Genomic DNA, 18,629 nt, shown 5'->3' on the forward strand with positions numbered 1-18,629 from the left:
ACGGTAGGGGAGAACTGTCCACCTTCACCGGCTTGGTGGGGGAAGGATTGGCGACGTCGCAGACGAGCAGGCCCTTCGCACACCACGGAGCCCGGGTTGCGGTGCGGCGCTGGGGGCGCCTCTACGCCGCCGAGGAGCGCAGCCTTTCGCGGATCAGGACTCGCGCTGTCTGAGCGAAGCGAGTTTGCGCGAGACCCCGCGAAAGGCGAGCACCGCAGGGCAGCCGCGAAGCGGCCGGCGTAGTGAAGCCGCCAGCGCCGCACCGCAACCCGGGCGGCCCCAACCAACGCGCGCGAACAGCCGAGTCAGTGGTTATCCCGAGGAATCCCGAACGTAGCGTGGATCCGCTGGTACTTCACGGCAGGCTTCAGAACCATCCCTTCCGAAAGCTCATCGACAACAGCCCGCTGGATCTCCTGCCAAGGCGTCTGGCTCTTCGGATACGGATAGCCCCCTTGCTTCTCCAACTCTGCACGCCGCTTCGCCAGTTCCTCATCCGAAACCAGCATGTTCGCAGTGCGCTTCTTGAGATCGATGCGCACACGGTCCCCGGTACGCACCAGCGCCAGCCCACCGCCCGTCGCGGCCTCCGGCGAGGCATTCAGGATCGAAGGCGACCCCGACGTCCCCGACTGCCGCCCGTCGCCAATGCAAGGCAGCGCCGTGATGCCCTTCTTGAGCAGATACGAGGGCGCCCGCATGTTCACCACCTCGGCAGCGCCCGGATAACCCACAGGCCCCACGCCGCGCATGAACAAGACGCTTCGTTCGTCGATCTTCATCTTCGGATCGTCGATCCGCGCGTGATAGTCCTCCGGTCCGTCGAACACGATCGCCGTGCCCTCGAAAGCCATCGGATCGTTCGGATCTTCCAGGTAGCGCGAATGGAATTCGGCCGTGATCACGCTCGTCTTCATGATCGCGGAATCGAAGAGATTGCCCTTCAGATTGAGGAAGCCTGCGTTCTTCTTCATCGGCTTGTTGTACGGGAAGATCACCTTCCGGTCGCTCGTGAACTTGCCCTCGCAGTTCTCGGCCAGCGTCTTGCCATTGGCCGTCATCGCCGGCTTGATCTTCTTCTGCGCGACCAGTTCGGCCACCACCGCAGGCAGTCCGCCGGCGCGGTAGTAGTCCTCGCCGAGATACTCGCCCGCCGGCTGCAGATTGACCAGCAGCGGAATCTTGTAGCCGTGCTTCTCCCAGTCGTCCGTCGTCAGCTCCACGCCGATGTGGCGCGCGATCGCATTCAGGTGCACCGGCGCATTCGTCGAGCCGCCCAGCGCGGAGTTGACCACGATCGCGTTCTCGAATGCTTCGCGTGTGAGGATGTCCGAAGGCTTCAGGTCCTCGCGCACCATCTCCACGATGCGCTTGCCCGTCATGTAGGCCATCTCCTGGCGGTCGCGATACGGCGCCGGAATCGCGGCGCTGCCCGGCAATGTCATACCCAGCGCCTCGGCCAGCGAATTCATCGTCGAGGCCGTGCCCATCGTGTTGCAGTGGCCCGTCGACGGCGCCGACGATGCGACCAGCTTCAGGAATTCCTGGTAGCCGATCTTGCCCGCCGCCATCATCTCCCGCGCACGCCACACGATCGTGCCCGAGCCCGTGCGTTCGCCCTCGTACCAGCCGTTGAGCATCGGCCCCGAGTTCAGCGCGATCGCAGGAATGTCCACCGTCGCCGCCGCCATCAGTTGTGCGGGCGTCGTCTTGTCGCACCCGGTCGTCAGCACCACGCCGTCGATCGGATACCCGTACAGCACCTCGACCAGCGACAGGTACTGCAGATTGCGGTCCAGCGCCGCCGTCGGCCGCTTGCAGGTTTCCTGGATCGGATGAATCGGAAACTCGAACGCAATGCCGCCCGCATCGCGGATCCCCTCGCGCACCCGCTCGGCCAGCACCAGATGATGCCGGTTGCACGGCGCGATGTCCGAGCCCGTCTGCGCGATGCCGATGATCGGCCGGCCCGACTGCAGCTCGTCGAAACCCATGCCGAAGTTCATCGTGCGCTCGAGGTAGAGCGCGGTCATGTCGGCATTGGCCGGGTTGTCGAACCAGGCTTGCGAGCGCAACTTGAACTTCGGAGTCTGGCCCGTCGAGGCCTTGGCGTTTTTCTTCTTCTTGGGCGTCATGCGATTCCCTTCAGGGTCTGGTCTGCGTTCGGCGCGGCTTTGCAATCGTCGATGTACTGGCGAACGATATCTGCGAAGTTCTCGTGCGGATGCAGGCCCAGCCTCGCGGCGCGCATGGCCGAGGCGCCGCTCGGCCAGTTGGCGACGATGCCCGCGATGCGCTCGTCGCGTTCGAATCGCACCCGCGCGCGCACGGCCGGACCGGCCACCTCTTCGAGTGCATCGAGCATCTCGCGCACCGTCACGTTGAGCGCCGGCAAGTTGAGTGCGGTTCGCCCGCAGAAGGCCTCGCGGCTGGCCTCGTAGACCGCGATCAATCCGTCCACCGTGCGTGCCGGCGATGTCATGGGATGCGACACGTCGGGTGAGACGGGGCAGATCGACTCCATCCCCGCCAGCGGCTCGCGGATGATGCCGCTGAAGAATGACGACGCCGCGCCGTTGGGCCGGCCGGGCCGCACCGTTACCGTCATGAGCCGCGCCGCGCGGCCGTCGATGTAGCCCTTGCGCGTGTAGTCGGCGATGAGGTGTTCGCAGATCAGCTTCTGGATGCCGTAGGACGTCTGCGGCACAGGCAGCGTGTCGTCGCCGACGATCTTCGGCATCGGATGCGCCGGGTCGGGTCCGAACACCGCGACCGAGCTGGAAAACACCACACGCGGCACCTTGCCGCCGGCGTTGACGCGCGCGCGGATCGCATCGAGCAGCGCGCGTGTGCTGTCGAGGTTGGAGCGCAGGCCGAGGTCGAAGTCGAGTTCGCATTCGCCCGAGACGGCGGAGGCGAGGTGAAAGACGCCATCGAACTCTTCGTCGCGCAGCGCGGTGGTCTGTTCCAGCAGCGGGCCGGTGCGTGCTTCCACGCGCGGATCCGCGAGCAGGCTCGCGGGCGGCGGCGCGATGTCGGTCAGCACGATGCGGCCGATGCGCTCGCCCGCGAGCGTGCCGCGCGCGAGCAAGGCCTGGGCGAGGCGCGATCCGACGAAACCGCCGCCTCCCGTGATCATCAGTTTCATGGGGACTCCTTCATGGCTTTCTTGCCCTTTCTGGCAGTGGTGGCCGCAGCCTCGCGAACGGCCTTGACCGCCGCCTGGCGACGACGGCCGTCGATGACGCCGCCCTCGATCAGTCGCTGTTCGCCGCGGGTGATGTGTTCGGTGGCCCGGCGCCGCGCCGCTTCGGGATCGCGCGCTGCGATCGCTTCGAAGATGGCGCGGTGCTCGCGCTGCACCTCGGTCATGAAATCGAGCCGGCGCGCCTCGTTGCCGCGCGTGATGCGCATGCCTTCGCGCAGGTACTGCTCCAGGAAGCCGAGCAGCAGCCGGAACTGCGGGTTGCCGGTGGCTTCGCCGATGACACGATGGAAGGCGAGGTCCTCGGCAACGCCGTCGCGGCCGTCGGCCACGGCGCCGTCGATGGCTTTGAGGGCGCGGCGCAGTTCGGCGATCTGGGCGCGCGAGGCACGCTCGGCGGCGAGGGCGGCGATTTCGCCTTCGAGCACTCGCCGGACCTCCACCACATGCACCACCGCCTGCACCGAAGTCAGCACAGCCGGGTCGAAGGCCAGGGCCTGGTTGACCGGTCGCGGCGCCACGTACACGCCCGAGCCCTGCCGCGAGTTGACCATGCCCTTGGACTTGAGCTGGTGCACCGCCTCGCGCACCACGGTCCGCGAAACGCCGTGGGCCTCGGCAAGCTTCTGCTCGGTCGGCAGGCGGTCGCCTTCGTGCAGGGCGCCGGACTCGATCTGCGCGCTCAGCAGCGCCGCCAACCGGTCCGACAGCCGATCGACGATCAGCGGAAGGGGTTGGGAAGATGCCGGAACGCGCACGGCGTGGATGGAATTCAGCTCGGTTATCTGGTCATCATACAAATTGACCGGGGGTTAATGCGTACCGGTTTGCCCTGATGCGCGAGCCTTTCGCGATGCCAATACTGCGCGGTTGCGAAAGCGGTTTCATGGCCCCCGAGGCGCCGCCTTCGCCAGTTCCGCGTACTTTGAAGGCTCCAGTGCATGGCAAGTGTCACGATCCAGGCAGTCAAGAAGAACTTCGGTGATGTCCCCATCCTTCACGGCGTGGACATCGACATCCGGGACGGCTCCTTCACCGTCCTCGTGGGGCCATCGGGCTGCGGCAAGTCGACCTTGCTGCGCATGATCGCCGGGCTCGAGGAGATCAACAGCGGCGAGATCCGCATCGGCGACCGCCGCGTGAACGACCTCCCGCCGAAGGAGCGCGACATCGCGATGGTGTTCCAGAACTACGCGCTCTACCCGCACATGACGGTGCGCGACAACATGGCGTTCGCACTCGCACTCGCGAAGATCGACAAGGCCACCATCGAGCAGAAGGTCGGTCGCGCGGCCGAGATCCTCGCGCTCACGCCGCTGCTCGACCGCTATCCGCGCCAGCTCTCGGGCGGTCAGCGTCAGCGCGTGGCGATGGGGCGGGCGATCGTGCGCGATCCGCAGGTGTTCCTCTTCGACGAGCCGCTGTCGAATCTCGACGCCAAGCTGCGCGTGGCCATGCGCAGCGAGATCAAGGAGCTGCACCAGCGGCTCAAGACCACCTCGATCTACGTCACGCACGACCAGATCGAGGCCATGACCATGGGCGACAAGATCGTGGTGATGCGCGACGGCCGCATCGAGCAGACCGGCAGCCCGCTGGAGCTCTACGACCGGCCGGCCAACCAGTTCGTCGCCGGATTCATCGGCTCGCCGGCCATGAACTTCCTTCCCGGCACGCTGCGGCGCAACGGCGGCGCGGCGATGGTCGAGCTCGCGGACGGCACGAAGCTCGACGCACCGACGCACGCGGGCGGCGTCGACGGCCAGCCGGTCGTCTACGGCACGCGGCCCGAGCACCTGAGTCTTGCGGACGGCGGCGGCATTCCCTCTCGCGTCGTGGTGATGGAGCCGACCGGCATGGACACCTTCGTCGCCTGCCGGCATGAGGGCACCGAGATCTCGGCGGTGTTCCGCGAGCGCCACGACTTCGCGCCGGGGACCACCATCCACCTGCAACCCGATCTTCAGCGCGCGCATCTCTTCGACGCAGGCACCGGCCAGAGGCTGGTGGCTTGAGGTTCTTTTCTTGACCCTTTCAACATCAGGAGACAAAGAATGAGTGACTTCAATCGCCGCACGATTCTCAAGAGCTCGGCGGGCTTCGCGGCCGCGGCGTCGCTCGGCGTCGGCACGGCCGTCTTCTCGCCGCTCGCGAATGCCCAGTCGATGACTTTCAAGCCCGAGAAGGGCGCCAAGCTGCGCGTGCTGCGGTGGAGCCGCTTCGTGCAGGGCGACATCGATGCCTACATGGCCAACGTGAAGAAGTTCAGTGAAACCACCGGCATCGAAGTGCGCGTGGACAACGAGAACTGGGAAGACGTGCGGCCCAAGGCGGCGGTGGCGGCCAACACGGGCGCCGGCCCGGACATCATCCTGTCGACCAACGACGACGCGAACCTCTATCCCGACAAGCTGCTCGACGTGACCGATCTCGCCGAGTACCTCGGCAAGAAATACGGCGGCTGGTATCCGGCGGCGGAGATGTTCATGCGGCCCGACGGCAAGCGCTGGATCGGCTTGCCGCTGGGTGCCTCCGGTTCGCTGATGGTGTACCGGGAGAGCATGCTCAAGGCGGCCGGCTTCGAGACCTTCCCGAAGACCAACGACGATTTCCTCAAGATGTACAAGGCGCTCAAGGACAAGGGCACCCCCGGCGGCATGGCGCTCGGCAATGCAACGGGCGACAGCACCTGGACCAACTGGCTGGTCTGGTCCTTCGGGGGCAAGCTGGTGGACAAGAACAACAAGGTGGTGCTTGACAGCCCCGAGACGATCAAGGCGCTCGAATACGCCAAGGAGCTGTACGCGAACTTCATCCCCGGCACGCTCTCGTGGCTGGACCCGAACAACAACAAGGCCTTCCTCGACGGGCAGATCAGCGTCACCAACAACGGCATCTCGATCTACTACGCGGCGAAGAACTCGCCCGACGCGAAGGTCAAGGAGCTGGCCTCCGACATCAACCACGCGGTCTTCCCGGTCGGGCCGGTGGGCGTGCCGACCGAGTCGCACCTGTTCTTCAACCAGATGGTCATGAAGTACACCAAGTACCCGCAAGCCGCGAAGGAGTTCCTGCGCTTCATGATGGAGCGGCCGCAGTTCGACGACTGGCTCAAGGGCGCGGGCGGCTACGTCGCGCAGCCGCTGCGCGCCTACGAGGCCAACGAGATCTGGACCGTGGACCCGAAGAACACGCCATACCGCGACTCGGTCAAGAACCTGCGGCCCGCCGGCTACGAAGGCAAGCTGGGCTATGCGTCGGCCGGCGCGGCGGCGGACTTCATCATCCCGAACATGGTGGCCGAAGCGGCGAGCGGCTCGAAGTCGCCGAAGGAGGCCGCGGAACGCGCGCAAAAACGTGCAGAACGCTATTACAAGGTCTGAGAATGGTCGCGCAGGCGCGCCGCATTCCATGACGCTGCTTGCCCGCTTCCAGAACAGCCGCAACGCCCTCGGCTTCGCCTTCATGCTGCCGGCGGCGGTGCTGCTGCTGCTGTTCCTGACTTACCCGCTCGGCCTGGGCACCTGGCTCGGCTTCACCGACACCAAGGTGGGCCGGGGCGGGGAGTGGGTCGGGCTGGAGAACTATGTCTTTCTCTGGAACGACTCGGTCACGCGGCTCGCACTCTTCAACACGCTCTTCTACACGGCGGTGGCGAGCGTGTTCAAGTTCTTCCTCGGGCTGTGGCTCGCGGTGCTGCTCAACAAGAACATCCGCTTCAAGACCTTCTTCCGCGCGGTCATCCTGCTGCCGTACATCGTGCCGACGGCGCTGTCGGCGATCGCGTTCTGGTGGATCTACGACTCGCAGTTCTCGATCATCAGCTGGGCGCTGGTGAAGCTTGGGCTCATCGACCACTACATCGACTTCCTCGGCGATCCGTGGAATGCGCGCATGGCGGTGATCGCGGCCAATGTGTGGCGCGGCGTGCCCTTCGTCGCGATCACGCTGCTGGCGGGGCTGCAGACCATCTCGCCGTCGTACTACGAGGCCTCGGCCATCGACGGCGCGACGCCATGGCAGCAGTTCCGGCACGTCACGCTGCCGCTTCTCACGCCGATCATCGCGGTGGTGATGACGTTCTCGGTGCTGTTCACCTTCACCGATTTCCAGCTCATCTACGTGATCACGCGCGGCGGGCCGCTCAATGCGACGCACCTGATGGCAACGCTGTCTTTCCAGCGCGCGATCTCGGGCGGAGCGCTGGGCGAGGGCGCGGCGATCGCGATCGCGATGGTGCCCTTCCTGCTCGCCTGCATCATGTTCAGCTACTTCGGCCTTCAGCGCCGTGCATGGCAACAGGGAGGCTCCGACAAATGAGCGCCAAGCCCGGACAGATGGATGTGGTCGGCATGGGCTACCTGGAGTCCGTGCCGCGCAAGGTGGTCACGGTCTACCTGCCGCTCCTGGTCTTTCTCATCGTGCTGCTGTTCCCGTTCTACTGGATGGCGATCACCTCTGTGAAGCCCGATGCGGAACTGCTCTCGCGCGAGGGCAACCCGTTCTGGGTGATCGCGCCGACGATCAATCACTTCCACAAGCTGCTGTTCGACACCTCGTACCCCCAGTGGCTGTGGAACACGCTGCTGGTGTCGGTGGTATCGACCTTCGCGTCGCTCGCCTGCTCGGTGTTCGCGGCGTACGCGATCGAGCGGCTGCGCTTCAAGGGCTCCCGGCAGACCGGGCTCGCGATCTTCCTCGCCTACCTGGTGCCGCCGTCGATCCTGTTCATCCCGCTCGCGAACGTGGTTTTCAACCTCGGCATGTTCGATACGCGCTGGGCGCTGATCCTGACCTATCCGACCTTCCTGATCCCGTTCTGCACCTGGCTGCTGATGGGCTACTTCCGCTCGATCCCGGCCGAGCTGGAGGAGTGCGCCCTGATCGACGGCGCGAGCCGCTGGCAGATCCTCGTGAAGATCGTGCTGCCGCTCGCGGTGCCGGGGCTGATCTCGGCGGGCATCTTCGCCTTCACGCTGTCGTGGAACGAGTTCATCTACGCGCTGACCTTCGTCTCGTCGTCGGAGATCAAGACGCTGCCCGTCGGCGTGGTCACCGAGCTGGTGCAGGGCGACGTCTACCAGTGGGGACCGCTGATGGCCGGCGCGCTGCTCGGCTCGCTGCCGGTGGCGTTCATCTACTCGTTCTTCGTCGAGTACTACGTGTCCGGGATGACCGGTTCGGTCAAGGAGTGAAGGCCGCGAGCGCGGTCCTCAATTCCGAAAGCGCGCCGTCCCAGTCGCCCGGCGAGGGCTGGCGGAAGACGCGGAAGGCCGGATACCACGGGGTCGTCTCGCTGCTGGTGAACCAGCGCCAGTCCGCCGCATAGGGCAGCAGCAGCCAGGCCGGTGCGCCGATCGCACCTGCAAGATGCGCGATCGAGGTGTCGGTGGTGATGAGCAGGTCGAGCGCCTTGATCTGCGCGGCCGTGTTCACGAAATCGGAAGCGTCGAAGGACCGGACCACCGGGCCCTGGGTGCCGGCATCGGCCTGCTTCAGCGTCTCGGGCAGCAGCAGGCTCCACACGCTCGCGTTCGTGGGCAGCGACGCGCGCAGCGGCGCCAGCGGGATCGAGCGCTTGTGGTTCTCCGGGTGGTCGGGATTGCCGGTCCAGACGATGCCGATGCGCGGCCCCGGCCGCGACGCGATCGACTGCCGCCACCGGTCGACCCTTTCCGGATCGACCTGCAGGTAGGGCACCTCGCCGGCCAGGCTCGATATGTCGAAAAGTCCGAGTGCCAGCGGCAGGCTCATCAGCGGGCAATGGAAGTCATGGGCTGGCAGCGCATCGCCGCGACCCGCGAGGACGTCCACGCCCTTCAAGGAACGCAGGCTGTCCTGCAGCGACCGCTGCACCTCGAACACGATCCGGCCGCCGCGCGATGCCAGCAGCGGCACGTAGCGGCAGAACTGCAGCGTGTCGCCCAGGCCCTGCTCGGCATGGACCAGGAGCGTCTTTCCCTGGAGCGGCTCGGCGCCGGTCCAGCGGGGCGCGTCGAAGGTTCGCGCGTGGCCGAATCGCTCTTCCTCGATCCGCTGCTCGTAGGCAGGCCAGCCGTGCGCGAAGTCCCCGGCGCCGAGCAGGCACAGCGCGCGGTTCCATCGCACGCCGGCCGGTGCGTCCGTCTGCGCCAGCAACCGGTCGTAGTGCGGCATGGCCTCAGGGTGCCGCTGCATGTCGCGCAGCGCGTTCGCGAGATTCATTCGCGCCTGCCCGTCGTTCGGGTTCTGCGCGAGGAGGTGTTCGTACAGCGGGATGCCTTCGTCGAAGCGGTCCACCGCGCACAGCGCATTCGCGAGATTGAATTCGATCTCGGGGCGGCCCGGGGCCAGCTTGCGCGCCTTCTCCAGTGTGGCGAGCGCGGCATCGTGCCGCAGCAGCGCGAGTTCGGCGACGCCGAGATTCATCAGCAGTTCGGCGCTGTCCGGCTGCGCGCGCAAGGCTTCCGCAAAGGCCGCGTGGGCCTCGTCATGCCGACCCGCCTCGAAGAGCGATTCGCCGAAGCGGCGCAGCAGGTCCGGCCCCAGCGGCCCCACCTGCCGCAGCCGCATGAAGCATTGGATGGCCTCTTCGTGCCGTCCGAGGGATTGCAGTGCTTCGGCCTTGTGCGGAAGCACCCGCACCTCGCCGGGCCGCTGCGCGAGCACCTGCTCGAAGCCTGCAAGGGCGCTGCCCGGGTCACCCGCCTGCCGGTGCAGCAAGGCGAGGTTGAAGCGCATCGCGACGTTGCCGGGATCGCGCTGCAGCGATTCGCCGAGCAGGCCGATCGCGCCGGGGATATCGCCCCTGCCGGCGGCGATCAGCCCGAGCATCGCCGGTGCGCGCGCATCGGCCGGGTCGGCCTCGCGCAATGTCTTCCACGCGGCTTCCGCCAGATCCACACGGCCCTCGCGCTGGTGGGCCAGTGCGCGATCCGCCAGCTCCGACTTCTGCTGCGGCGACATCAGAGGTGCTCTTTCACCTCGTCGAGCGGCGAGCCGAGCAGGGCGTTGATGCGGTGCTTGAGGGCGGCGCGGCGGTCGTTCGTCAAGTACACCTGCCGGGCGGCCTCGATGAACTTCGCGTCGAAGCGGGATTCGCGTTCGGCGTGGCGCACTTCGTTCTCGATGTCCCAGAGCTGCTTGTTGACGGCGAGCAGTTCGGCCTGCACCTGCTCGATGGCGGCGGCTTCGGAAGAGGTCTCCAGCACTTCGGCGGTCGCCCTGGAGAGCAGTTCGAGTTCGCGCCGGACGAAGACCAGCTTGGACTCGTCGGTCACGCGCTCGCGCTTGATCTCGAGAATCGTCTTTTTGTCGAAGAGTTCGCCGGGCGAAACCGGGACCATTACGGGTGCGTGCACGAGGAAATCCGCCATCAAGTCAAGGAAGCCGCGAATTGTAGAAGGGCCCCCGACAGGCCCAATCCATCGTTCGCAGTGAGCTTGTTCGGGGCGATGGCGACCGCGATTTGCGGTTTCTGCAAACTGCTGCGCACGCCGGCCCAAGCGAGGTGCGGGGCTGCCTGCCGGAAGGAGATGAACATGATTCGATCCTGGGCGCTCTCGATATTGCTGGCCGCGGGCGCGTCCGCGGCGAGTGCGGCGGACCTGACCGTCGTCTTCGTCAATCCGGAGAACTTCCGCGATGCCGCGTATTCGCGCTCGTTCCCCAGCGAGCGCGATCGGGAGGAGGTGATGCGCGACGTGCAGCAACACCTGCAGCGGCTCGCCGACCGCCATCTGGGGCCCGGCGATGCGCTGCGCATCGAAGTGCTCGACATCGATCTGGCCGGCGGTTTCAGTCCGCTGCGCCGGGCGGGTCCCGAGGTGCGGATCCTGACCGACGTCACCTGGCCGCGCATGGAGCTGCGCTACGAGTTGAGCTGCGACGGTCAGGTGATCGCGAGCGGCCGCGAACGCATCAGCGACATGAACTACCTCCTGATGGCGCGGCGCAGCTCGAGCAGCGACCGCTTCATTTATGAGCGCGCGATGCTGGACGACTGGTTCGCGCGCCGCATTGTTGCCGCGAAGGAACACGGCTGATCCGGGCGAATCCAATGGCTTGCCGGCGTCGCTTTCCCGTGCCGGCAGGAGGTGTGCGATGAAGCAACTCAAGCATTGGCAGGACGTGGTGAATGCACTTCTGGGCGTATGGCTCGCCATTTCGCCCTGGCTCGTGAGCTACCAGGAGATCCCGTCGCCCACCGCGAACGCGGTGCTCGTCGGCGTGGCGCTGGTGGCCGCGGCGCTGGGCGCGATGATCGTGCCGCGCGCCTGGGAGGAGTGGACCGAGTGCGCGCTCGGCGCGTGGCTGGTCATCTCCCCGTGGGTGATCGGCTTCGGCATGCACCGCCAGGCGATGCTGACCGCGGTGATCACCGGCGCGGTGATCGTGGCGCTGGCACTCTGGACGCTGGTGACCGACAAGGAATACAGCGGCTGGCTCCATCGCCCGGCGCATTGACCGTGCGGGCGCGCTGCCGCCGGCTCAGCCGGCGAGCGGCGTTTTCGGCCGGTCCGGCCGCACCCGGCGCGCCGGCCGCAGTTGCTGGATGAGCGCGACGAGCCGGTCGGCCATGCGCCGGCAGGCCTCGCCGCCGCCCGTGAGAAAGCGCGCGTCGAACAGGATCGACAGCATGTCGAGGTGGTCCATCGTCGTGTCGATGCGGCGCACCTGCGGGCCGAGATTCATCAGCGCGTCACGGTAGGCCTCGAGAACGGACGCCAACGCCGCATCGCCGGCACCGTCCGGCGCGGCGAAGCTGCCGTCGCGCAGCTTTTCCACCAGCAGGGCTTCGGGGCTGGCGACCACGTCCCAGGCATCGCCGTCGTGCGCGGTGGCCCTGGAGATGATCAGGCCGCACTGCCGTGCGAGCGCCACGCCGTTGGCCATCGCTGCCGGCGCATCCCATCCATCGAGCGCGGTCTGCAGCGCGAGCGCACGCAGGGCCTCGCAGGGACGGAAGCCGTCGTCGCCCGCCATGCCTTCGGCGCGCGCATACGCCTGCAGGCCGGCCTGCACCTCATCGGTCATCGCACTGCGCCAGCGGTGGCGCTGCGCGGCGGTGCCCTTGATGCGCAGCAGATGCAGCGCGAACACCACCGCCTTGCGTTCGCAGGCGTCGCCGAGCAGGGCATAGCGATCGGCGTTGGCGCGCAGCGGCGCGGCCGCGCGGCAGAGCGTGCCGCCGGACACGAGGCGATCCAGCGCGCGCAGCCGCCCGATGCCGTGCTCGATCAGCGGCAGGCCCTTGGGCATCGGCCGCGGCGGGTACTTGCGGCCCGCCTGTTGTCCGGTGTGGATGCGTTCGATGTCGCGTTCGGCGCGCGCAAATCCGAGTTCGACCTCCACCGCCGCCAATTGCTCGATGTCTCGAATCGGTACGCGGCCCTGCAGGTCGACCGTCCGGATCGCCACGACCAGGGCGCGATAGGCCTGGTCGGGGCAGCCCAGATCGCGCCAGATCGTGCCGAGTGCGGACTGCAGCATCGGCAACCGCAGCCAGGACGGCGGGCAGCGCCGGTCGCGCGCCTCCTCGATCGCCTGGATACGCGCCTGCCGTTCGCTTTCCAGCGCGCGGTCGGGACGGCGCGCGATCTCGACCCGGGCGCGCGCGAGCTCGTCGAGCATCTCGTCGATCGACGCGAAGGGCGCTCGGCCCCCTGCGGCGCCGGAAGTGGCGTCGGCCGGCTCCGCAAGCCAGAGCGGATCGCCATAGGCCTGGAAGGCGCCCCACGTCACGTTGTCGGATCGCGTCGCCCACAGGGCCTGGCGGGCCTCGAACACTGCTTCTCCGAAGGGGCGCCGGTTCTGCAGCAGCGACTGGTAGAACACCTCGCCGAACTGCTGCGCCAGCTTGTCGTCCACCGCCCAGCCCGCGACGACCACGCAGCGCACGCCGATGGCCATCAGCTCGCGCGCGACGCTGCCGGCCAGCTTGTTGCCGTCGCGCACCGTTGGCCCGGCCGCCCCGCCCGGATCGATCTGGCCCAGGTGGCAGCAGTTGAGGAAGACCAGTTCGGGCACCGATTCCATCGCCTCGATCTCGGCGGCGGTGATGAGCAGCCCGCCCGAGAGCACCACGCCGCTGCGGCGCAGCCCGTCCACGTGCCGCTGGTCGAACACGCCGTGTGCGGACACGTGCAGGATGCGGTAGGGCTTGCGATAGAGCTTCGCGAGCACGTCGGAGGCGAGGTTGTCGGCGCCGATGGCGCGGCTCACCTCGTAGCCCATGCCGACCAGCAGGCCCGCGACCGCGTTCGCTTCCACCTCGGCGCCGGAAAGCGGATCGGGGTCCTTGCCTTGCGGGTTGGCCGGATCCGGAAACGCTGCCGCAAACCCCTGCACCGACGGATTGCCGACCACGTAGGCGCTGCGCGCCAGGCTCTGCCGCACGTCGCGCCGGTAGGCCGACGAGGACAGCTGCCGCACCACCGGCGTGCACAGCGCCAGCGGCACGAGCGGGCCGTCCGTCTGCGCCTCGGTCGCGAACAGGGGATCGGTCAGCATCAGCTCCCACGGCAGGTTGGCGGTCGCGCCATCGACCACCAGCACGATGCGCTGGAGCTGCCGCGCCGCGTCCTTGAAGTCCGGCGGCACGATGAGCTGGAACAGCATGCGGCCGAAGTCGGCGTTCCATTGCGTCTGGCTGATCTGCTGGCGCACCAGCGTCTCGATCAGGCTCGGCTGGCGCTGCTGCACCACGGTCTCGGCGCGCGCGCGCTGGCCGACGTAGAGGAAGCGGAGCCTGTCGGCAAGCCGGGTGGCGCCGTCGGGGCGCGGAGCGGCGGCCTGGTCGTCGGCATCGGTGACGATCAGCCGCGGCCAGTAGCTCGCGCCACGCGCATCGAACAGGCGCTGGCGCAGCCCGGTGCCTTGCACCAGCTCGGGGTTGCAGGCGAGCAGCGTGTCTTTCGACGCCGCGGCCGTCTGCAGCCGGGACGCGAGCTGGCGCAGCTCGTAGACCGCGGTGATGGCCGTGTCGAGATAGAGCTCGACGATGTCCAGCTGCGACACCCGCACCGACAGGCCCGTGGTGCGCCGGAACTTCTCGTTGGCATCGATGACGCCGCGCACCAGCGCCTCGACCGAGCCGGCGATGGTCAGGTTGGCCGACGAGTTGTAGCCGAGCAGCAGGGTCGCCAGCGGCACCTCGCGGTCCTCGCGGCCCATCACGTCGACCACCTGCAGCAGATAGCGCAGCACGCCGGCGCGCACCGCGACCATCAGCGCGTCCTGGCTCAGGCTGCCTTCGTAGCTGCCCAGGCCGGTGACCACCGCGCCGACGAGCACGCCGCGTCGGCGTTCGATCGCGCTGGGCGTGCGCAGCACCACCGCCGCGGTGCCGAGCGGGCCGGCGTAGAGGTCGAGCGCGCGGCGCTGCGCAAGCTGGCCGTCCATGAGCTCGGCGTCGATCAGCGCCTCGGTGCCGGCCATCGAGTCGTTCTCGTAGTGGCCGACCATGATCGGGTACGACAGGAACCGCAGGTCCATTGCCTTGAGGTTCACTTCGAGGCGCTGCTTGGCGCGCGCCGCGACGCGGGTGTCCGGCGTGCCGCCGATCACGGCGGCGGCGAGGGTCGCGTCGTCGACCGCGTTCGGCGGACCGGGGTCGTAGCTCACCGGGCGGTCCGGCGCGGCCCCGCGCGCGATGGGCGGCGTGCGCTCGAGCGCAGCGGTCGCGCCGGTCACCAGCAGCTCGCCCAGTGCAGCGAAGGCGGACGGGGTGGAAAGCAGATCGCCATGCACCGCCGGCAGGTAGTAGAAGCTCCCGATGCCGCCGATGCGGCCCGAATCCCAGGTCACGGTGCCGTCGCCGCGTGCGGTCGAGACCATGCGCAGGCGGGGCGTTCCGCTGCGCGTTTCCAGCCGGACCCCGCACGGGGTGTTCGGCGCGATGCCGAAAACGTAGACCGACTTCGCGCGATACGCGTCCGGCAGCGCGGGCAGGCCGGTGTCGTCGGCCTTCGCATCCTCGGTCCACAGCCATCCGGCCGAGGCGAGGGTCTCGGCATCGGGCTGGCCACAGTGGTAGTCGCCGAACCACAGGTCGGTGTTGACCGCCTTCAGCGCCGTCCAGCCTTCGGGGCGCCAGTACTGCTGCGGCTCGCCGCCCTCCGGCTGTCCTTCGAAGGTGTCGACGAAGCCCGGCCGCGGCAGCAGTTGCAGCGCGCCGCGGAAGCCCGAGACGACATCGAGCACCTCCTGCATGTCGTGCCGGATGTCGAGCCGCGCGAGCGTGCGCAGCGCGTCGCCCTTGCCCAGCAGGTTCTCGACCATCGAATGCGAGCCCTGGTGCGGCGTGCCGGCCATGACGAGTCGCGCGCCGTCGCGCTGCATGAGCCGGTCCATCACTTCGCGCCGCCGGTGGATGCATGCGCGAACCACCAGCCCGCCCATGCTGTGCGCGAGCAGGCGGATCGGCTGCGTCGTCTGCTTCAGCAGCAGGTCGAGGAAGGTGCCGAGCCGCTCGCCGAGCACGTCCAGCGGCTGGCGCCAGTCGTAGGGGAAGGGCACCACGCGATGGCTGCCCGCGAGGTGCTCGCAGATCGCGCCGTAGGTCTTGCCGAAGAGCCCGCCGGTCGTCACATTGGCGGCGCCGAAGGCGATGTCCGTGAGGCCGCCGGCCGCGAGGCTCAGGGGGTTCAGCCACACCCGCTTGCCGTCCGCATCGAGGCAGGTGCCCATCACGCCGGGCAGCACGACGACGATCGGCCGCTCCGCGCCCGCGGCGTCGCGCGACGCGCCGATGCCCGCGGCGTCGAGGCTGGTGAACTGCGGCGGCATCACGCGGAACGCGGCGACGTCGTCCGGCCGATCGAGCACCAGCCAGTCGCGCATCGCGCTGCGCGTCTCCAGGTTGCCGAAGTAGCTGAAGTGCGAGACATCCGACGCGCGGTCGAACATCACGCGGGCATTGGCCTTCACGGCGACCCCGGCGAGCATCGATGCGGTGTCGACCACGAGGTCGTTGTCGGTGTTCTCGAACAGCAGGAAGTCGGTGAGCAGCGTCCCCATGCGCATCAGCAGGTTGCCGCCCTGGATGTCGCCGGCGATCAATCCCATGCGGATGTCGGGCTGCACCGCCCCGTCGCGTAGTAGCGCGGCCATCGGCGAGTCGGGCAGCATCGCCTCGATGCCCGGCACGAGGTGCGGATTGGTGCGGTTGCGCGCGATCTCGATCACCACGCGCTTGAACGCCGAATACAGCGGGTTGCCGAAGAAGTAAGGCACCCGGCCGATCAGCGTCAGCAGGCCCGAGAGAAACACGTCGAAGTTGCCGCTCGCGAGCTTGGTCCCTTGCGAAGGGCTGGCCACGCGCACATAGCGCTCGATCACCGGCGCCTTGTCGCGCAGCATCGCGAACAGGTGGCCCAGCTGCTCGCGGTGCCGGGCGTGCGCGGTGTCCAGCTCCTTGCGCACCTCGGCTTCGCGGCCCTGCGCATCGCCCACGCCGGGGAAGGCGAAGCTGTAGCTGTCGATGTGGCGGTCGATGTCCTGCAGGCACATCAGGTCGCCGACGATACCGCCGCGCGAATGGGTCACGAGGCTGATGCGCGCACCCTTGGGCAGCGCCGTCGCCAGTTGCAGCGCGTTGTCGATCGGGCTTTCGGACAGCGTGCGGTGCTCGAAGCCGTAGATGCCGCCCGGGAAGCGGCTTTCGAGCCGGGCCCAGAGGCCGCGGTCGCCGCGCTGCAGGTCGGCGAAGCTGCCGAGCGTGCTCGACGCGGTGCCGTGGACGAAGACCAGCGCCGGGCGAGCCTTGCCATCGGAGCCGATCATCGCCGCGACGTCGTCCGGCGCGCCGCCTTCGAGCTTGCCGCCCGTATCGTTCCAGCGGTAGAGATGACCGGCCGGCCGGCCGAGGCGGTCCTCGATGACGGTCATGAGCGCCTGGGTGGCGAGCCAGCTCACGCCGGCATCCACCGCGGCCGCCTGCTTGCCCTTGGCGCCCTTGTCCTTCGGGAGATCGGCGATGAGCGCCTCTGCCGCCTCGGTCAGCGAATCGCGGCCCACGGCCACCGACACCACGCGCGTGACCAGACTGCCCATCGCGTCGGAAAAGACGCCCCGGCGCGGCATCGCGCTTTCGGCGTTCAGGCGATCGAAGAGCACGCGGCCATCGTCGTCGACCAGATCGGGCCGGTTGAGCAGCAGCGCATCGCGCAGACGCGCGGGGCTGGTGACCAGCGTGCCGCCGTCGGCCAGGTCGATCACCAGCACGTCGTCGTCGGCCGCTGCGATTTCGCTCGCGGTGGCGTCGGCCATACCGCGTACGGCGGCGCCCAGCTCGATGCCGGACTTCGGCGTCAGCAGTCCGTCGGGCAGGAAATCGTCCTCGGCCGCAGGGACGTTCGCGCTGCGCGTGGAAGACTTCAGAAGAGCAGGCACCTCGGGTCTTGTGTCCTCGCGTCCGGTGAGCTTCAGGACGATCGGTGGCGCCATGCGCTGTCTCTCCTCTCGGCGTGGCAGGGCGTCAGGTGAAGACAGCGCGGTTTCGCGCCTGCGCGCTGCCCTGGATCTGCGGCTTCTGCGGATAGCGCGTGGAAGGCAGGTCGTCCGCCAGCGCCGCGTGCCACTGCGTGTAGCTCGCGTTCGCGGGCAGGGCGCGCAGCGCCTTCAGCGCGTAGAAGGTGAAGGCGCCGTTGGAGCGGTTCGCGAAGGTCGCGTCATAGCTGAAGTGGTTCTCGCCTTCCTCGCAGCCGGCCATGAGAACGTCGCCGGCATCGTCCTGCTGCGCGCTCCCGAGCGCGGCGGCGGCTGTGTGGTTCGCGTCGGCGGGCACCGGGCCGCCGCCCGGCCCCCCCTTCGCGAGCCGCTCGCCGGACATCCATGCCGTCATCGGCATGAAGCGCGGCATCCTCCCGGCCTCCTTGTCGGCGCTGCTCGGCGGCGCACGGTTCACGGTCCCTGAGTGACAGCTATCGGAAATCAGGACGATGTGCACGCCCTCGCGGCGCGCCATGAAGATCGCATGGATCTCGTCGTCGATCAGCGCGGCGTTGATCAGGCGGATGTCGTGGGGACAGAGCGCCTCGTCGAGTCCGTCGGCCTCGTCGCCGTCGGTGTCGTACTGGTAGGTGCCATGGCCCGAGTAGGTGATGACGACCACGTCGCCGCTCACTGCCTGCCCGACGATGTGGTTGAACGCGTCGACCATGCCGGCCTTGGTCGCTTCCCCGTCGAGCAGCTTGCGCACGCTGAAGCCGCGCGAAGTCAGTTCGGCGGCCCAGTCGTTGGCGTCGTTGACGCAGCCGGCAAGGTCCATGTCGGTGCCGGGGTAGTTGTTGATGCCGATGCACAGGGCGAGCTTGGACATGCGTGCCTCCTGTCGTTCGTTCGGTCAGGATGGGGGCGCCGGCGGCGCCTTCCTGATTGAACACGCGGCAGGCGCGCAAGTCGTCTTCCAAACGGACTATGGCGCACGGCAGGGCGCACGGCG

The 18,629-nt window shown here is 68.1% G+C and carries 14 protein-coding genes; 6 read left to right on the plus strand and 8 right to left on the minus strand.

What is annotated here, in order from left to right; all coding sequences use genetic code 11:
* Positions 1–305: 305 nt before the first annotated feature.
* Genes WKW77_RS07965 through WKW77_RS07975 form a run of 3 tightly spaced genes read right to left on the minus strand, consistent with a single transcriptional unit; the run spans position 306 to position 3,963 of the window.
* Positions 306–2,135 carry an IlvD/Edd family dehydratase gene (locus WKW77_RS07965; RefSeq protein ID WP_340356320.1) on the minus strand — a complete coding sequence of 610 codons (1,830 nt, stop codon included), beginning with the start codon at positions 2,133–2,135 and terminating at the stop codon, positions 306–308.
* Positions 2,132–3,148, minus strand: coding sequence for a D-erythronate dehydrogenase (denD, locus tag WKW77_RS07970; protein WP_340356321.1), 1,017 nt, complete (start codon positions 3,146–3,148; stop codon positions 2,132–2,134). The genes WKW77_RS07965 and denD overlap by 4 nt, the downstream gene beginning before the upstream one ends.
* Positions 3,145–3,963, minus strand: a complete 819-nt coding sequence (locus WKW77_RS07975) for a FadR/GntR family transcriptional regulator (RefSeq protein WP_340356322.1) — start codon at positions 3,961–3,963, stop codon at positions 3,145–3,147. Before WKW77_RS07975 ends, denD begins: the two co-directional genes overlap by 4 nt.
* Before the next feature lie 183 nt (positions 3,964–4,146).
* On the opposite strand from WKW77_RS07975, the gene WKW77_RS07980 reads away from it, so the two are divergent.
* The 4 genes from WKW77_RS07980 to WKW77_RS07995 are packed head-to-tail and all read left to right on the plus strand — an operon-like array spanning position 4,147 to position 8,400.
* Positions 4,147–5,220, plus strand: a complete 1,074-nt coding sequence (locus WKW77_RS07980; protein WP_340356323.1) for an ABC transporter ATP-binding protein — start codon at positions 4,147–4,149, stop codon at positions 5,218–5,220.
* Between the two features lie 39 nt (positions 5,221–5,259).
* Positions 5,260–6,588 (plus strand): ABC transporter substrate-binding protein, encoded by a 1,329-nt coding sequence (locus WKW77_RS07985; RefSeq protein ID WP_340356324.1) that lies wholly within the window; start codon positions 5,260–5,262, stop codon positions 6,586–6,588.
* 34 nt (positions 6,589–6,622) lie between these two features.
* Positions 6,623–7,525, plus strand: coding sequence for a carbohydrate ABC transporter permease (locus tag WKW77_RS07990; protein ID WP_340356706.1), 903 nt, complete (start codon positions 6,623–6,625; stop codon positions 7,523–7,525).
* On the plus strand, positions 7,522–8,400 hold the full coding sequence (locus WKW77_RS07995; protein ID WP_340356325.1) for a carbohydrate ABC transporter permease: 879 nt from the start codon (positions 7,522–7,524) through the stop codon (positions 8,398–8,400). The genes WKW77_RS07990 and WKW77_RS07995 overlap by 4 nt, the downstream gene beginning before the upstream one ends.
* Here WKW77_RS07995 and WKW77_RS08000 read toward each other — a convergent pair.
* From WKW77_RS08000 to WKW77_RS08010, 3 genes are read right to left on the minus strand one after another with little or no spacing between them, the layout of a single operon-like run.
* Positions 8,390–10,150 (minus strand): tetratricopeptide repeat protein, encoded by a 1,761-nt coding sequence (locus WKW77_RS08000; RefSeq protein WP_340356326.1) that lies wholly within the window; start codon positions 10,148–10,150, stop codon positions 8,390–8,392. The genes WKW77_RS07995 and WKW77_RS08000 overlap by 11 nt on opposite strands.
* Positions 10,150–10,545, minus strand: coding sequence for a DUF6165 family protein (locus tag WKW77_RS08005; RefSeq protein ID WP_340356327.1), 396 nt, complete (start codon positions 10,543–10,545; stop codon positions 10,150–10,152). The genes WKW77_RS08000 and WKW77_RS08005 overlap by 1 nt, the downstream gene beginning before the upstream one ends.
* 14 nt (positions 10,546–10,559) lie before the next feature.
* Positions 10,560–10,727, minus strand: a complete 168-nt coding sequence (locus tag WKW77_RS08010; protein WP_340356328.1) for a hypothetical protein — start codon at positions 10,725–10,727, stop codon at positions 10,560–10,562.
* Here WKW77_RS08010 and WKW77_RS08015 point away from each other — a divergent pair.
* Positions 10,726–11,229: a DUF3016 domain-containing protein gene (locus WKW77_RS08015; RefSeq protein WP_340356329.1), complete on the plus strand. Its 504-nt coding sequence runs from the start codon at positions 10,726–10,728 to the stop codon at positions 11,227–11,229. The two genes, WKW77_RS08010 and WKW77_RS08015, sit on opposite strands and share 2 nt — an antisense overlap.
* Positions 11,230–11,287: 58 nt before the next feature.
* Positions 11,288–11,650, plus strand: coding sequence for an SPW repeat protein (locus WKW77_RS08020; RefSeq protein WP_340356330.1), 363 nt, complete (start codon positions 11,288–11,290; stop codon positions 11,648–11,650).
* Between the two features lie 24 nt (positions 11,651–11,674).
* Here WKW77_RS08020 and WKW77_RS08025 read toward each other — a convergent pair whose 3' ends face one another.
* A complete protein-coding gene (locus tag WKW77_RS08025) occupies positions 11,675–17,632 on the minus strand; it encodes a CHAT domain-containing protein (protein WP_340356331.1) in 5,958 nt (1,985 codons plus the stop codon).
* A gap of 31 nt (positions 17,633–17,663) precedes the next feature.
* On the minus strand, positions 17,664–18,506 hold the full coding sequence (locus tag WKW77_RS08030; RefSeq protein WP_340356332.1) for a caspase family protein: 843 nt from the start codon (positions 18,504–18,506) through the stop codon (positions 17,664–17,666).
* Positions 18,507–18,629: the final 123 nt, after the last annotated feature.

Source organism: Variovorax ureilyticus (genome assembly GCF_037889935.1).
Lineage (GTDB): Bacteria > Pseudomonadota > Gammaproteobacteria > Burkholderiales > Burkholderiaceae_C > Variovorax > Variovorax ureilyticus.

What these genes read in the sequence shown, in the direction of transcription:
- WKW77_RS07965 (WP_340356320.1), bottom strand. Translation starts at nt 2,135, where the DNA reads ATGACGCCCAAGAAGAAGAAAAACGCCAAGGCCTCGACGGGCCAGACT.
- denD (WP_340356321.1), bottom strand. Translation starts at nt 3,148, where the DNA reads ATGAAACTGATGATCACGGGAGGCGGCGGTTTCGTCGGATCGCGCCTC.
- WKW77_RS07980 (WP_340356323.1), top strand. Translation starts at nt 4,147, where the DNA reads ATGGCAAGTGTCACGATCCAGGCAGTCAAGAAGAACTTCGGTGATGTC.
- WKW77_RS07985 (WP_340356324.1), top strand. Translation starts at nt 5,260, where the DNA reads ATGAGTGACTTCAATCGCCGCACGATTCTCAAGAGCTCGGCGGGCTTC.
- WKW77_RS07995 (WP_340356325.1), top strand. Translation starts at nt 7,522, where the DNA reads ATGAGCGCCAAGCCCGGACAGATGGATGTGGTCGGCATGGGCTACCTG.
- WKW77_RS08000 (WP_340356326.1), bottom strand. Translation starts at nt 10,150, where the DNA reads ATGTCGCCGCAGCAGAAGTCGGAGCTGGCGGATCGCGCACTGGCCCAC.
- WKW77_RS08015 (WP_340356329.1), top strand. Translation starts at nt 10,726, where the DNA reads ATGATTCGATCCTGGGCGCTCTCGATATTGCTGGCCGCGGGCGCGTCC.
- WKW77_RS08010 (WP_340356328.1), bottom strand. Translation starts at nt 10,727, where the DNA reads ATGTTCATCTCCTTCCGGCAGGCAGCCCCGCACCTCGCTTGGGCCGGC.
- WKW77_RS08020 (WP_340356330.1), top strand. Translation starts at nt 11,288, where the DNA reads ATGAAGCAACTCAAGCATTGGCAGGACGTGGTGAATGCACTTCTGGGC.
- WKW77_RS08025 (WP_340356331.1), bottom strand. Translation starts at nt 17,632, where the DNA reads ATGGCGCCACCGATCGTCCTGAAGCTCACCGGACGCGAGGACACAAGA.
- WKW77_RS08030 (WP_340356332.1), bottom strand. Translation starts at nt 18,506, where the DNA reads ATGTCCAAGCTCGCCCTGTGCATCGGCATCAACAACTACCCCGGCACC.